Origin of the sequence: Streptomyces sp. NBC_00090 (genome assembly GCF_045160815.1) — a bacterium.
Classification (GTDB): Bacteria; Actinomycetota; Actinomycetes; order Streptomycetales; family Streptomycetaceae; genus Streptomyces.
Genome location: NZ_CP108224.1, coordinates 8,466,485 through 8,480,284, shown reverse-complemented (window position 1 = coordinate 8,480,284; position 13,800 = coordinate 8,466,485). Strand labels below are relative to the sequence as shown.

Annotated in this window: 9 protein-coding genes; 3 read left to right on the top strand and 6 right to left on the bottom strand. The window is 68.6% G+C overall.

What is annotated here, in order from left to right; genetic code table 11:
* Window positions 1–108 precede the first annotated feature (108 nt).
* The 5 genes from OG361_RS37635 to OG361_RS37615 form a co-directional block, all read right to left on the bottom strand.
* Window positions 109–1,395, bottom strand: coding sequence for an extracellular solute-binding protein (locus OG361_RS37635; protein WP_405860909.1), 1,287 nt, complete (start codon window positions 1,393–1,395; stop codon window positions 109–111).
* Between the two features lie 84 nt (window positions 1,396–1,479).
* On the bottom strand, window positions 1,480–2,388 hold the full coding sequence (locus OG361_RS37630) for a carbohydrate ABC transporter permease (protein WP_405860907.1): 909 nt from the start codon (window positions 2,386–2,388) through the stop codon (window positions 1,480–1,482).
* Window positions 2,388–3,302, bottom strand: a complete 915-nt coding sequence (locus tag OG361_RS37625) for a carbohydrate ABC transporter permease (protein ID WP_405851240.1) — start codon at window positions 3,300–3,302, stop codon at window positions 2,388–2,390. Before OG361_RS37625 ends, OG361_RS37630 begins: the two co-directional genes overlap by 1 nt.
* Window positions 3,303–3,337: 35 nt before the next feature.
* Window positions 3,338–4,600: an extracellular solute-binding protein gene (locus tag OG361_RS37620; protein WP_405860905.1), complete on the bottom strand. Its 1,263-nt coding sequence runs from the start codon at window positions 4,598–4,600 to the stop codon at window positions 3,338–3,340.
* 317 nt (window positions 4,601–4,917) lie between these two features.
* Entirely contained in the window at window positions 4,918–5,718 is an 801-nt protein-coding gene (locus OG361_RS37615) for a DeoR/GlpR family DNA-binding transcription regulator (protein WP_405860903.1), read from the bottom strand.
* 717 nt (window positions 5,719–6,435) lie between these two features.
* Here OG361_RS37615 and OG361_RS37610 point away from each other — a divergent pair.
* Both OG361_RS37610 and OG361_RS37605 read left to right on the top strand, forming a co-directional pair.
* On the top strand, window positions 6,436–7,386 hold the full coding sequence (locus OG361_RS37610; protein WP_405860901.1) for an SIS domain-containing protein: 951 nt from the start codon (window positions 6,436–6,438) through the stop codon (window positions 7,384–7,386).
* 118 nt (window positions 7,387–7,504) lie between these two features.
* Window positions 7,505–8,341, top strand: coding sequence for a ketose-bisphosphate aldolase (locus OG361_RS37605; RefSeq protein ID WP_405860899.1), 837 nt, complete (start codon window positions 7,505–7,507; stop codon window positions 8,339–8,341).
* 249 nt (window positions 8,342–8,590) lie between these two features.
* On the opposite strand, the gene OG361_RS37600 is transcribed toward OG361_RS37605, so the two are convergent.
* Entirely contained in the window at window positions 8,591–10,714 is a 2,124-nt protein-coding gene (locus OG361_RS37600) for a family 20 glycosylhydrolase (protein ID WP_405860897.1), read from the bottom strand.
* 723 nt (window positions 10,715–11,437) lie between these two features.
* On the opposite strand from OG361_RS37600, the gene OG361_RS37595 reads away from it, so the two are divergent.
* On the top strand, window positions 11,438–13,639 hold the full coding sequence (locus OG361_RS37595) for a M4 family metallopeptidase (RefSeq protein WP_405862648.1): 2,202 nt from the start codon (window positions 11,438–11,440) through the stop codon (window positions 13,637–13,639).
* The last annotated feature ends 161 nt before the right edge of the window (window positions 13,640–13,800 follow it).

Below are 13,800 nucleotides of genomic sequence, written 5' to 3'. Positions count from 1 at the left end.
ACGCCGTCGAGCCGAGTACCGGTCGGATGCCCTGTCTCTTCTCGCGTCATGCCGCTCGGCGCGGCACTCCGTCGCCGACGAGGGGTGGCTTCCTCCGCCCCCCTGTCCTCAGGGCGCCTGCTCCGCCGCGAAGGCGTCGTCGGCGATCCGGCGCAGGGCCTGGGCAGGGCTTCCCCCGGCGGTCATCGCGCCACCGATGGTCCTCTTGGTGCTGTCGCCCACCACAGCCCACGAGGTCTTGCCCACGGGAGGCAGGACCGAGGTCGGCAGCTCGTGCAGGAACTCGTGGAGCTCCCGGTACTGGTTGTCCGCCTCCATCTGCTGGGTGACCGACACGGTCACCGGCAGCAGGTTGTTGCGTGCCGCGAACTCCCGCACGTTCTTGTCGTTGAAGAGGAAGTCGAGGAACTTTCCGGTCTCCTCACGGTGCCCGTTGCGCCTGAACGCCATGATCCAGTCGACCATCGCGGGCGCGGAGCGGGCCTCGCCGCCTCGCCCGGGCACAGGCACCTTGCCGACCTTGACCCCGGCGTCCCGCGCCAGCTGGAGCAGGGAGGGATGCCCGTTGACCATGCCCACCTCGCCGCGCACGAACGCCGCGTAGGCGTCCTTGCGGTTGAGTCGCTCGGGCGGAACGGGCCCCGTGAGCCCCGCCTTCACGAGGTTCTCCTTCACCCAGTTCAGGCTGTTGATGTTCGCCTGTGAGTCGATCTCGTAGGAGCCGTTCATTGCGGTGTAGCCACCGCCGCCCCCGAGCATCCAGGCCATCGCCTCGATCTGCGCCTCTTCGGGGCCCAGCGGCACCGCCACGGGGTACTTGACCTCGGTACGGCTCTTCAGCTGCTGCGCTGCGGCCTTCAGTTCGCCCCACGTGGCCGGAGGCTTGTCGATGCCCGCATCGGCGAACACCTTCTCGTTGTAGAAGAGGAGCCTCGCCGAGGCCGTGAACGGCATGCCGTACTGCGTCCTCTGGTGCTCCCCGGCCTCGGCGAGCGGTGGCAGGAAGTTCGCCTGCACGGGGATCGAGAGCAGGCTCTCGGCGGGGTAGAGTTCGCCCCGCTCGGCGAACTCCGCGTACGAGGCGATCTGGGCCATGTCGGGAGCCTTGCCGTCCTTGACCATGTCCGCCACCTGGCGGTCGATGGTGTCCCAGGACACGATCTCCACCTCGACGTTGATGCCGGGATGGGCGGACTCGAAGGCATCGATGAGGTCCGCCCAGTACCGCTCGGTGCTGTCGGACCGGTCGCCGGCCACCTCGTAGTCGGCGGCCACCAGCCGCAGGGTGACTCCGTCCTCTCCAGAGGTGGCCGCGCAGCCTGCCGACGACACACACAGCACGAGAGCGGAAGCGGCGGCGGTCAGGGCATGGCGGGCATGCAGGTGCCTGGGCACGGGTTCTCCCCTTTGCTGTGCGCCACAGAAAGACCGCCCCCTGCCCGGTCGGCGTACGGCAGGGAGCAGAAGGCGCGTGACGGGTTACTTGACGGAGCCGGCGGTGAGGCCGGAGACGACCTTGCGCTCGATGAGTGCGAAGAGGATGACGACGGGCACGATGGCGATGACCGAGCCGGCGAACAGGTAGTTCCACTGGACGGTGTAGTTGCCGATGAAGCTGTTGATGCCGACCGTCAGCGGCTGGCTTTCCGGAATGGTGGAGAGGGTCAGGCCCATGACGAACTCGTTCCAGGCGGCGATGAAGGTGAAGATCATCGCGGTGACGACGCCGGGCATCGCGAGTGGCAGGGTGATCCGCAGGAGCGCGCCTCCCCGGCCGAGGCCGTCGATCATGGCGGCTTCCTCGAGGGCTTCGGGGATCGAGGAGAAGTACGCGGTGAGGATCCAGATCGCGAAGGCCAGGTTGAAGGCCGCGTTGCAGAGGATCAGGGTCCAGACCGAGTTGAGCATGTCCAGCTGGTAGAACTCGCGGTAGAGACCGACAAGCAGCGAGGTCGGCTGGAACATCTGGGTGATGAGCACCAGCAGCAGGAACAGCTTGCGGCCGCGGAACTTCATGCGCGCGGTGTAGTACGCGGCGGGGATGGCCACCACCAGGACGAGCAGGGTGGATCCGGCGGAGACGAGCAGGGTGACCCGGAGGTTGTCGGCGAGGTGGGACTCGCGCCAGACGTCGACGAAGTTCGCCCACTCGAACGCGCTCGGCAGGTAGGTCGCGTCACGCAGCTCGTGCGCCGGCCGGAGCGCGGTGACGATCATCTCCAGGTACGGCATCAGGAATACCGCAGCCAGAAGCCAGGCGACCGCCGCGGTCAGCAGCGCACGGGGGGTGAGGGTCCGCGGGCGCCGGGCCTGCGGAGCCGTGGGGGCGGCCTCCGGGTCGACGGCGGGGGCCGCGGAGCGTACGGGAGCGAGGGTGCGCTGAGTCATCAGTTCTCCTCCTGGTTCCAGCGGCTGGCCTTGAGGAAGACGACGACCATGACCACGACGAGGGCGAAGTTGACGACGGACATCGCCGCGGACTGGCCGATGTCGGAGTTCTTGAGCTGGTACATGAACACGGTGGTGGTGGCGGTGTCGCTGTCCGGGCCGCCGTGGGTCATGCTCCAGATGATGGGGAACGAGTTGAAGACGTTGATCAGGTTGATCACCATGCCGACGAGCAGCGCCGGCCGCAGCAGCGGGAGGGTGATCTTCAGATACGTCTGCCAGGTGGTGGTTCCGTCGACCTTGGCCGCCTCGTAGATCTCCTCGGGGACGGTCTGCAGTCCGGCGAGCAGGGTGTACGTGGTGAACGGCAGGGAGACGAAGACCGCGACGAACATCATCCACGGCCAGGCGGTGGACGGGTCGCCGAGCCAGTCCTGGGGGCCGTCGATGAGGCCGAGGTCGGTCATCAGGGTGTTGAGGACGCCGGCGGTCTGGTTGAGCATCCACTTGAAGCCGATGGCGGTCATCACGACCGACGCGGCCCAGGGTGCGATGAGTGCCCAGCGGGTGAGCCGGCGGCCGGGGAACTTCTGGTTGAACAGCTGGGCCAGGGCCAGGGAGATCACCATGGTGGCGGTGACCACGACCACCGTCCACACCACGGTGGAGACGATGACCGAGGGCAGCGAGGGTTCCTCGAACAGCTGCGTGTACTTGTCGAAGCCGGCCGAGCCGCGGACGAAACCGCTGCTGCTGATCTTCAGAAACGAGGTGCGGACCATCTCGTAGACGGGCCACAGGACGACCAGGACGATGAGCAGGACCGCGGGTCCGATCCAGGGCAGCGGACCCAGGCGGGCCAGGCCGCCCCGGCCCTTGCGGCCGGGACGGGTGGCGGAAGAGGTGGTGGACACGAGGGTGCCTTCCGTGACGGTGCGGTGCGCGGGGCCTACTGGTCGGCGGCCGCTGCCTCCGCCTTCTTCTGCAGCTCGCCCAGCACCTTCGCGGGGTCGTTCACGGCCGTGCCGCCGCTCTTCTTGATCTCGGCGGAGACGGCGTCCCAGGTGGTGTCACCCAGCGGGTAGAAGACCGCGTTCGGCAGCAGAGAGAAGAAGGGCTCGAGGTCCTTGTGCTTGCCGTTGGTGGTCATCTCCTTCAGCGTGTCCTTGGTGACCGGCATCAGGTTGTACATCTCGTCGAACTTCAGCGTGTTCTCCTTGGAGTACGCGAAGTCGAGGAACGCACGGACCTCTTCCTTGTGCCCGTTGTCCTTGAACGCCATCATCCAGTCGGCCACACCCAGCGTCGAGGTCAGCGCCCCGCTCTTGCCGGGGATCGGCGCGACCCCGTAGTCGACCTTGCCGTCCTTGGACATCTGGATCAGCGACGGGTGACCGTTGAGCATCGCGGTCTTGCCGGCCGCGAAGTCCGCGAACGCGGTCTTGCGGTCCGTCGTCGCCGGGTTGGCATAGGTCAGCTTCGGACCGACGAGGTTCGCCTTCAGCCACGCGAACGACTCGACGTTGGCCTGGCTGTTCAGCGTGTACGCGCCCTTGGCATCCGTGAAACCACCACCGTTGCCCAGCTCCCAGATCAGCGACTCGCCCTGGGCCTCCTCCGGACCCAGCGGCAGCGCGTACGGGGTCACGCCCGGCACCTTCGCCTTGACCTTCTCCGCCGCCGCCTTCAGCTCGTCCCAGCTCTTCGGCGCCTCGGTGACACCCGCCTTGGCGAAGATCGCCTTGTTGTAGAAGAACGCCCGCGCCGAGGACACGAACGGGATGCCGTACTGCGTGCCCTCGACCTCACCGGCCTTGGCGAAGCTGCCGATCAGATTGGCACGCGTCTTCTCCGACAGCACCTCGTCCGCCTTGTACAGCAGATCGTCCGCGACCTTGTCCGCGTACCCACCCGTCTGCAGGACGTCCGGCACGTTACCGCTCTGGATCATCGTCTTGACCTGAGAATCGATGTCGTTCCAGTTGATCACCTGGACATCGACCTTGATCTTCGGGTTGGCGGCGGTGAAGCGCTGCGCGACGTCCTTCCAGTACGCCGTCGAACTGTTCGACGCCTTGTCGCCGTAGTCGGCGGCGACGAGCTTCAGGGTCACCTCACCGTTCGCCGAGTCGCCGCCGTCCTTGCCGGCACCGCAGGCCGTGAGGGTGAGCACGCCGATGGTGCAGGCCGCCACGATCATCCGCTTGTTCATCGTCAGTACCGCCTTTGTTCTGCCGACCGTCGGACGATACGGCTGGTGGGGTTCAGGAACGGCAGCAGTCTCGGAGCGTGAATGAACCTGGGTACCGCTCCAGGTCTTCGCTCAGTAACGAGCATTTGCCGTGGCCAAAGTAAACACGATGACGGGCTTCAGCACCAAGCGCCGTTACGCGAACGATGCCGAATCGCCCGGATGTTGGGCACTCGCCGCCCTGACGAAGCAGGTCGCAGTAGAGTCGTGCGGCCGGACAGCACACCGCCCCCGAGCGCCGTAGAGCGCTCGGGGGCGGTGTGCTGCGGTCAGTGCTCTCAGACGGTGATCACTTCGATGCCGGCCTCGGTGAGCCTGTCCACCATGTCCGGGGCGATATCGGAGTCGGTGACGATGGAGTCGATACGGTCGAGGCCACAGATCCTGGCGAAGGCGCGCTTGCCCATCTTGGAGGAGTCGGTCACCAGGATGACCTTGCGGGCGCGCTCCGCGAAGAGCCGACTGATACCGGCCTCGTCCTCCTGGTGCGTCATGACCCCGAGCTGCGGGTCCACGCCGTCGACACCCAGGACGGCGACGTCCAGCACCACCTCGTTCAGCACTCCCGCCGTCAGCGGCCCCACCAGCTCGTAGGTCTGCGGCCGGGCCACACCACCGGTCACCACGATCTTGAACTGCGGGCGAACCGCCAGCTCACCGGCGATGTTCAGCGCGTTGGTCACGACGGTGTACAGGGGGCCGGACTGCCCCTCACCAGGCTCACCCACGCCTCCGCCCGTCCGCAAGGCCAGCGCGCGGGCCACCTCAGTGGTCGTCGTACCTCCGTTGAGACCGACGACGTCCCCCACGGTCAGCAGGTCCGCCACCGCCCCGGCGATCCGTTGCTTCTCGGAGGCCCGGCGGGAGGACTTGTAGCGCAAGGGGAGCTCGTACGACACACCGTGCGCGATCGCCCCTCCGCGCGTACGGACGAGGAGCCGCTGCTCCGCGAGCTCATCGAGGTCCCGGCGAATGGTGGCGGGCGACACATCGACGGCGGCAGCGGCCCCATCCACGTCCAACTTGCCCTCGACCGCCAGCAACTCGAGCAACCTGCTCCACCGCTCCTGCTTGGACATGTGCCGCAACCTTCCCTACCCCTGAGACGTCCGAACCGCACGCCCGGGTCCTCGGGGCCCACTGCCGGGCAGAGGACCGTCGGACGGGGGAGCATGCGCGAAGTTGATCGTAGCGCGACAACATCGAGCATCGCCGTAGTCCGGCAGTTTCCGCACGCGGGGAGCCCGCTGTTCCGTTTGCCGCCCCTCGGACGGGCTAGCGCGACGGCTCTTACGATCACTCAATCTGAGTTAATGTGTCCGCTAGACGCTTTCATCGATCACAATCAATCACTTTAGATGGTCGTCAGCCGTGGACGTCGGCACCTCAAGCAGGTTACCCGCGGCAACCCCTCCCCCTGCGCGCCTGCTCTCGATGTCGCGCTCCGCCGCCGGGGCGCGCGGACGGTCGCGGCCTCGGCGGGGCCGGAGAGTCTGCGGGCCATCACTCCGAAGGAGTTCCTGGCGGGGGCCGCTCCTCTCGAGCGGCTCCCGAGCCGCTCTCGGGCAATCCGAGGGGCGCGGGAGGGGCTTGCGTCGCCGCGATCGCGGGCGAGATCGACGCCACAGCCCCCTCACGATTCCGGCGCGAGGTCCGGATGGGCGAGCTCACGCCGCCACAACCAACTCAGTCATATGCTTGAAGTTGTGTGTAGGTGCTGATATTCAAGCAGCTATTGACACCTTCATCGTGTCGCCGAGCAGGGACATCCGACCCTACGAGCCCCAAGGAATCGCGTGACCACCTTCGAGATTTCCCGCACTTCCGTCGAGATCGACTCCCAGCCGGAAACCTGGCGCCGTGCGGCCGAGTCGGTCGCCTCCTTCTCGGACGCCCTGCCGCGTCGGGGTGAGCGCGTCGCCGTCGTCGGCTGCGGCACGTCCTGGTTCATGGCCCATGCGTACGCGGAGCTGCGCGAATCGGGCGGACACGGCGAGACTGACGCCTTCGCCGCCTCCGAGTTCCCGCACGGCCGGAGCTACGACCGCATCCTCGCGATCACCCGCTCCGGCACCACCACCGAGGTCCTCGACCTGCTGAACCGGGTCAAGGGCACCCTCGCCACCGGCGCCATCACCGCCGACCCCACGACCCCCGTGATGACGGCCGCCGACGCCGTCGCCGTCCTCGACTTCGCGGACGAACAGTCCGTCGTCCAGACCAGGTTCGCCACCACGGTTCTCGCCCTCCTGCGGGCCCACCTCGAAGCCGAGAACGCTCTGCCGGCAGGTGTACGTCCGCTGGCCCAGGCGGTCCAGGACGCCGAGCGCGCCGTCATCGAACCCCTCGACCCGGCCGTCTGCGGCGCCGAGCAGTTCACCTTCCTCGGCAGCGGCTGGACCTACGGCCTCGCCCTCGAAGCGGGGCTCAAGATGCGCGAGGCCGCGGGGGCCTGGACCGAGGCGTACCCGGCCATGGAGTACCGCCACGGCCCGATCAGCATCACCGGCCCCGGCCGGGTCGCCTGGCTCTTCGGCACCGCACCGCAGGGCCTCGCCGACGACATCGCCCGAGTCGGCGGTCTGTACTCCGCCGGGTCCGGCGAGGGCGCCGGCACCCTCGACCCGCTCGCCGACCTCATCCGGGCCCAGCGCCTCGCCGTCCATCTCGCCGAGGCCCGCGGCTACGACCCGGACCGTCCTCGCAACCTGACCCGCTCCGTGATCCTCGACGGCTCCGGAGCCTGAATCCCACCGTTGCCGCCCCTGTCCGGCCGGTGAGGTGGACGCCCCCGTCCACCTCACCGGCCGTTTCCTCTGCCGCCCCCGCTGTCAGCTCGCCGTCACCGCTTCGTGGAGAACTCCCATGCCCCTCACCCCGACCGACGACATCATCGGGCCCGCCCGCGCCGCGAACACCGGTGTCGGCGCGTTCAACGTCGTCCAGATCGAGCACGCCGAGGCGATCGTCACCGGGGCCGAGCAGGCCGGCCTACCGGTCATCCTGCAGATCAGCGAGAACACCGCCCGCTACCACGGCTCCCTCGCCCCCATCGCCCTCGCCACGCTTGCGATCGCCCGTGCCGCCGCCGTCCCGGTGGCGGTCCACCTGGACCACGCCGAGTCCGCGGAGCTCGTCCAGGAAGCCGTGGAACTCGGCTTCACCTCGGTCATGTTCGACGCCTCGAAGCTGCCGTACGGAGCGAACGTCGCCGCCACCCGCATGATCACCGACCACTGTCACCGGGCCGACGTCTGGGTCGAGGCGGAACTCGGCGAGGTCGGTGGCAAGGACGGCGCCCACGCCCCCGGTGTTCGTACGGACCCGGACGAGGCCCGCGAGTTCACCGCGGCGACGGCGGTGGACGCGCTCGCCGTCGCCGTGGGCAGCTCGCACGCCATGCTCACCCGGGACGCCGAGCTCGACCTCGGCCTCATCGCACGCCTGAGGGACTCTCTCGACGTCCCCCTCGTCCTGCACGGCTCCTCCGGCGTCGCCGACGCGCACCTCGCGAAGGCCGTCGCCGCCGGCATGACGAAGGTGAACATCTCCACCCACCTCAACCAGCTCTTCACCCGCACGATCAGGGAGCGGCTCGAAGCCGCCCCGGCGGTGGCCGACCCGCGCAGGTACCTGGGCCCGGCGCGCGAGGCGGTGGCGGTGGAGGTGGCACGGCTGCTGTGTGTCCTCGCCGGCCGCTGACCCGAGGGGTGACGCGAGGAGGGCCCGGCTGCGGTCGCAGCCGGGCCCTCCTCTCCGTGGTGCGGTTCTCTCCTCGCGGCGCCCGCCGGCGCCGTCGCGTGGTCGCACTCTTCCGCCATGACCTGCGGCCCGCGGTCCGTGAAGACCGGACCACGATCCTGCGACTGCTGACCGAGAGGCGGGACGACCTGGCCCTCGGGCCGGGGCCGTCCCGCTCTACCGCACCGCCGGGCCGTCAGACCCGGTGGGTCATCCGATGGTCCAGCGCTGCAGCGCCGATCCGTTGCCGGCCTGCTGGGTGACGAGGGCGCCGTTCGTCGTCGAGGCGGTGGTCAGCAGGAGGCCGCTCTTGACCGAGGTCAGGGTGTGGCCGCCGGTGACCGGCGTGACCGTCCACCGCTGGTTGGTGCCGCCGCTGCACGTCCACTGGACGATGGAGGCGCCGGCGGACATGGAACCGCCACTGACGTCGGCACAGAGCCCGGAGGCAAGGTTGACCAGGGTGTAGGAGCCGTCCGGCTGCTGGGTGAAGGTCCACTTCTGGTTGTTGCCGCCGTGCAGGGCCCAGGTGTCGAGCTGCGTGCCCGGCGTGGTGGAGCTGCCGGGAACGTCCAGGGCCTGGCTGCCGGTGGCGAGGGTGTGGACGCCGCTGAAGGCGCCGGAGCCGCCGCCGCTGGACCAGGGGACGTCCGGGGCGGCGTAGTAGTTGATTCCTGCCGCGGTCCAGCGCGGGCCGTGGGTGCCCAGACGGTTGCTGAAGTCGGTGTAGTTGTGGGTGGACTGCGGCGACCAGCCGATCTCGGCGATGGCGGGCAGGCGCGGGAAGGTCATGTGCTCGGCGTAGACGTACGGCTCGGGGAACTGGCTCGTGGACGTGGGCAGCTGGTTGCTGCCGGCGTACGCGCGGTCGGCCCACAGGGCGGCCTCGACGCCGGCGATCTTGTCGGCCGGGACGAGTGAGCCGGTGCCGTTGAGCTTGGCCGTCGAGGTGGTGGGGTCCCAGTCATACGCCTTGCTCAGCGGGACGTAGCCCTGCCAGGTCAGGCCGTACGGCGTCGAGGAGTCGTACTTCAGGTCCAGGTACGCGTGGTCCGAGGGGGACATGACGAACTTGGCGTTCTGCTGGACGGCGTTGCGGACGAACTGGACGTCCTCGGTCTCGCTGGAGGTACCGATGCTGGCCCGGTCGTCGGCGTCGCCCCACCACTGCATGATGCTGTTCGCGGGGATCGTGGACTGGCCGAGCTGGTGCCAGCCCATCACCGTCTTGCCCCGCGCGGTCGTGGCCGCGGTCGCGGCGGAGACGTAGGCGTTGTACTGGGTCGAGGTGGCCTGCGGGGTCTCGTCACCGCCGAGGTGGACGTACGGTCCGGGCGTCATCGCCGCCACGGTGTCGATCACGGTGGTGAGGAAGCCGCTGACGTTGGAGACGTGCTGGGCGTCGCTCAGACAGTAGAGGCTGATGCCCACGTCGAAGCCCGAGTACGGGCTGATCGCGGTGTTGTTGCAGTTGAGGTTGGCGACCGACGCGAGAGCGGCGCTGGTGTGACCCGGACCGTCGATCTCCGGGACGACGGTCATGAAGCGGGACTTGGCGTAGGCGACGATCTCCTGGTACTCCGCCGCGGTGTAGTACCAGTTCGTGCCGCCGGTGAAGCCGCTCTGCGTGCTCGCGCCGACCGTCGTCAGGCTCGGTATCGCGCCGATCGCGATACGCCAGCCCTGGTCGTCCGTCAGGTGCAGGTGCAGGGTGTTGATCTTGTACGTGGCGGCCTGGTCGATGTACCGCTTGAGCTGGGACATCGGGAAGTAACGGCGGGCCACGTCGACCATGACGCCACGGTAGGAGTACCGGGGCGAGTCCGAGATCTGCACGGGGGCGACGGTCCAGGGACCCGGCTTGACCGAAGTGGACTCGATCGCGGCCGGCAGCAGCTGACGCAGGGTCTGCACCCCGCGGAACAGGCCCTGCGCCCCGTACGCGGTCACCGTCACACCGGTGCTGGTCGAATTCAGGGTGTAGCCCTCGGCGCCCAGGCTGGAAGCACCGTTGGGGTTCAGGACGATGGCCTGGCTCGCGGGCTGGGAGGTGGTGGTGACCGGAAGCGTGTAACCGGTCGCCGGGGCCAGCAGCCCCGCGAGGTACGAGCCCACGCCCGCCGCGTCGGGATCGCTGGAGGAGATGACGTTCACCGGCGTCTGCGCGGTGAGAGTGAAGCCACTGCCGGTCAGGCTCGTCTGGGAGACGGGCTGGGGCACGATGGCCGGGGCGGGCTCGACCGCCGTGGCCGTCGCCGGCAGAGGCACGGCCAGAGCGAGGGTGAGAACGGCGAGAGCGGCGAAGCTTCTGCCCCGAGGGCGCGAAGAGCGCAAGGGGGACTCCTTACGGTGGAGAGGGGGGACGCACGGCAGCGAGCACGGCTGGGCATGCCGCATCCCGTCAGGGGGTGCGGGGACGACATGAGAAATGCAGCCGAGAACACTGAAGGTGCGTGGTCATGCGAAATCGGACGTGCTGCTGATCAACTTCGAACGAACCGTGGCAGTGCAGGAGTCAGAACGTCAAGTCCTACCCGGACGTAGCTTCGTCACGCGCAACGCTCGTCGCGAGTTCGATGTACAGCAGGAAAAATCTCGTCACCCACCCTTCCGCCAAGCTCATGTTTACGTAATCATAGAAGGCTGCGCTTACATGCCCGCGGCTTGAGACTGCCGATGCCAGGAGAGATCCCCGACCTGGCGGAGGTGGCGCCGGAGGCGAGGGCCTGGGGGTTGAGGCGAACGACCGCACCCCCGGGGTCCGTCGAGACCCTTCCGGAGCTGCGCGTTTGTTAACTTCCTGTGCGCACTAGTGACATGTACAGGTCAACTCTGCCAATCTTGCGTCTGTTCTCGTGCACGAAACGTGCACCCGCAACGGCGCCAACCCCTCCGGAAATCCCGGAGGTTATCCGCTCCACAGCTCTCCCGGCTGGGTCACCACCCCACGCAGCCGGCTGTCACCGGCCGAGACCCTCGGCCGCCGCAGAAGGAGTTCCGTTGAGTCTTCTCCCCCGCAGGGCCCTCGCCGCAGGCGCGTTACTCGCCGGCGCCGCAATGGTCGCTGTCGCCCTCCCCGCCAGCGCCGGCACGCCGCCACAGGCCCCGGCGCCCTCGGCGCAGGCCCGTTCCGGCGCCCTGCCGCTCCAGCTCAGCCCGGCCGAGCGCGCCGCGCTGCTGGCCGACGCCCACGCCACCCGCGCCGCCACCGCCAAGGCCCTGGGCCTGGGCGGGCAGGAGGCGCTGCTGCCCCGCTCGGTGACCAAGGACGCCGACGGCAGCGTGCACACCCGCTACGAGCGCACCTTCGCCGGCCTGCCGGTCCTCGCCGGTGACCTGGTGGTCCACACCGCCGCCAACGGCACGGTCAAGAGCGTCACCAAGGCCACCAAGGCCGCCATCACCGTCGCCTCCACCGCCGCAACCAAGAGCGCCGAGTCGGCGAAGGCCGTCGCGCTGGGCCGGGCCAGAGCCGAGGGCGTCAAGGCCCCGACGGCCGAGTCGGTCCGCAAGGTCGTCTGGGCCGGCTCCGGCAAGCCCACCCTGGCCTGGGAGTCCGTGGTCGGCGGCGTGCAGCACGACGGCACCCCCTCCGAGCTGCACGTCATCACCGACGCCACCACCGGTGCCAAGCTCTACGAGTACCAGGGGGTGCACACCGGCACCGGCAACAGCATGTACAGCGGCACGGTGAACATCGGCACCTCGCTGTCCGGCTCGACCTACCAACTGAACGACCCCAGCCGCGGCGGCAACAAGACCTACAACCTCGGCGGCGGCACCTCGGGCACCGGCACGCTGTTCACCGACGCCGACGACGTCTGGGGCAACGGCCTGCCCTCCAACACCCAGACCGCCGGCGTGGACGCGCACTACGGCGCCCAACTGACCTGGGACTACTACAAGAACGTGCACGCCCGCAACGGCATCAAGAACGACGGCGTGGCCGCCTACTCCCGGGTCCACTACGGCAACGCCTACGTCAACGCGTTCTGGCAGGACTCCTGCTTCTGCATGACCTACGGCGACGGCGAGAACAACGCCAAGCCGCTGACCTCGATCGACGTCGGCGCCCACGAGATGACGCACGGCCTGACCGCCAACACCGCCAAACTCGTCTACAGCGGCGAGTCCGGCGGCCTGAACGAGGCCACCTCCGACATCTTCGCCGCCGCGGTGGAGTTCTGGGCGAACAACGCCAACGACGCCGGCGACTACCTGGTCGGCGAGAAGATCGACATCTTCGGCGACGGCACCCCGCTGCGCTACATGGACAAGCCGAGCAAGGACGGCGCCTCCAAGGACGCCTGGTACTCCGGCATCGGCGGCATCGACGTCCACTACTCCTCCGGCCCGGCCAACCACTGGTTCTACCTGGCCTCCGAAGGCAGCGGCGCCAAGGTCGTCAACGGCGTCAGCTACGACTCCCCGACCTCCGACGGCCTGCCGGTCACCGCGATCGGCCGCGACGCCGCCGCCAAGATCTGGTACCGGGCGCTGTCGACCTACATGACCTCCTCCACCAACTACGCCGGTGCCCGCACCGCGACCCTCCAGGCCGCCGCCGACCTGTACGGCATGTACAGCCCCACCTACGTCAACGCCGCCAACGCCTGGGCGGGCATCAACGTCGGCCCCCGCGTCGTGCTGGGCGTGACGGTCACCAACCCGGGCAGTCAGCTCACGGCGATCAACGTCGCCACCAGCCTGCAGATCCAGGCCGGCAGCACCAACCCCGGCCCGCTGACCTACACCGCCACCGGCCTGCCGGCCGGCCTGTCGATCAACGCCACCACCGGCCTGATCTCCGGCACAGCGACCACGGTGGGCGCCGGCAACGTGACGGTCACGGCGAAGGACTCCACCAACGCCACCGGCACCGCCACCTTCACCTGGAACGTCGTCACGGCGATCACCAGCTTCGAGAACACCACCGACGTAGCCATCCCGGACGCGGGCGCCGCGGTGTTCTCCAACATCAACGTCACGGGCCTGAGCGGCAACGCGCCGAACGCCCTCAAGGTCGACGTCAACATCGTCCACCCCTGGCGCGGTGACCTGGTCATCGACCTGGTCGCCCCCGACGGCACGCTGTACCGCCTGAAGAACTCCGACCTCAACGACTCGGCCGACAACGTGATCGCCACCTACACGGTGAACGCCTCCAGCGAGGTCGCCAACGGCACCTGGAAACTCAAGGTCCAGGACATGTTCAGCTTCGACGCCGGCTACATCAACAGCTGGAAGCTGACCTTCTGATCCACGGCGACCACCGGCCCGCCGACCGGTGACACCGATCGCACCCGCTGACTGCGACGCTGCCCACCTGACACGGTGGGCAGCGTCGCGGCCGTCGAAGAGGCCGTCACATCGGGAGGGAGAAGAGACGCACCGGCTCTGAAGGCCAGTACGCGCCGTGC

Excerpts from the sequence above, each read along its gene's own strand:
- OG361_RS37630 (WP_405860907.1), bottom strand. The coding sequence starts at position 2,388 with ATGACTCAGCGCACCCTCGCTCCCGTACGCTCCGCGGCCCCCGCCGTC.
- OG361_RS37620 (WP_405860905.1), bottom strand. The coding sequence starts at position 4,600 with ATGAACAAGCGGATGATCGTGGCGGCCTGCACCATCGGCGTGCTCACC.
- OG361_RS37615 (WP_405860903.1), bottom strand. The coding sequence starts at position 5,718 with ATGTCCAAGCAGGAGCGGTGGAGCAGGTTGCTCGAGTTGCTGGCGGTC.
- OG361_RS37605 (WP_405860899.1), top strand. The coding sequence starts at position 7,505 with ATGCCCCTCACCCCGACCGACGACATCATCGGGCCCGCCCGCGCCGCG.
- OG361_RS37595 (WP_405862648.1), top strand. The coding sequence starts at position 11,438 with ATGGTCGCTGTCGCCCTCCCCGCCAGCGCCGGCACGCCGCCACAGGCC.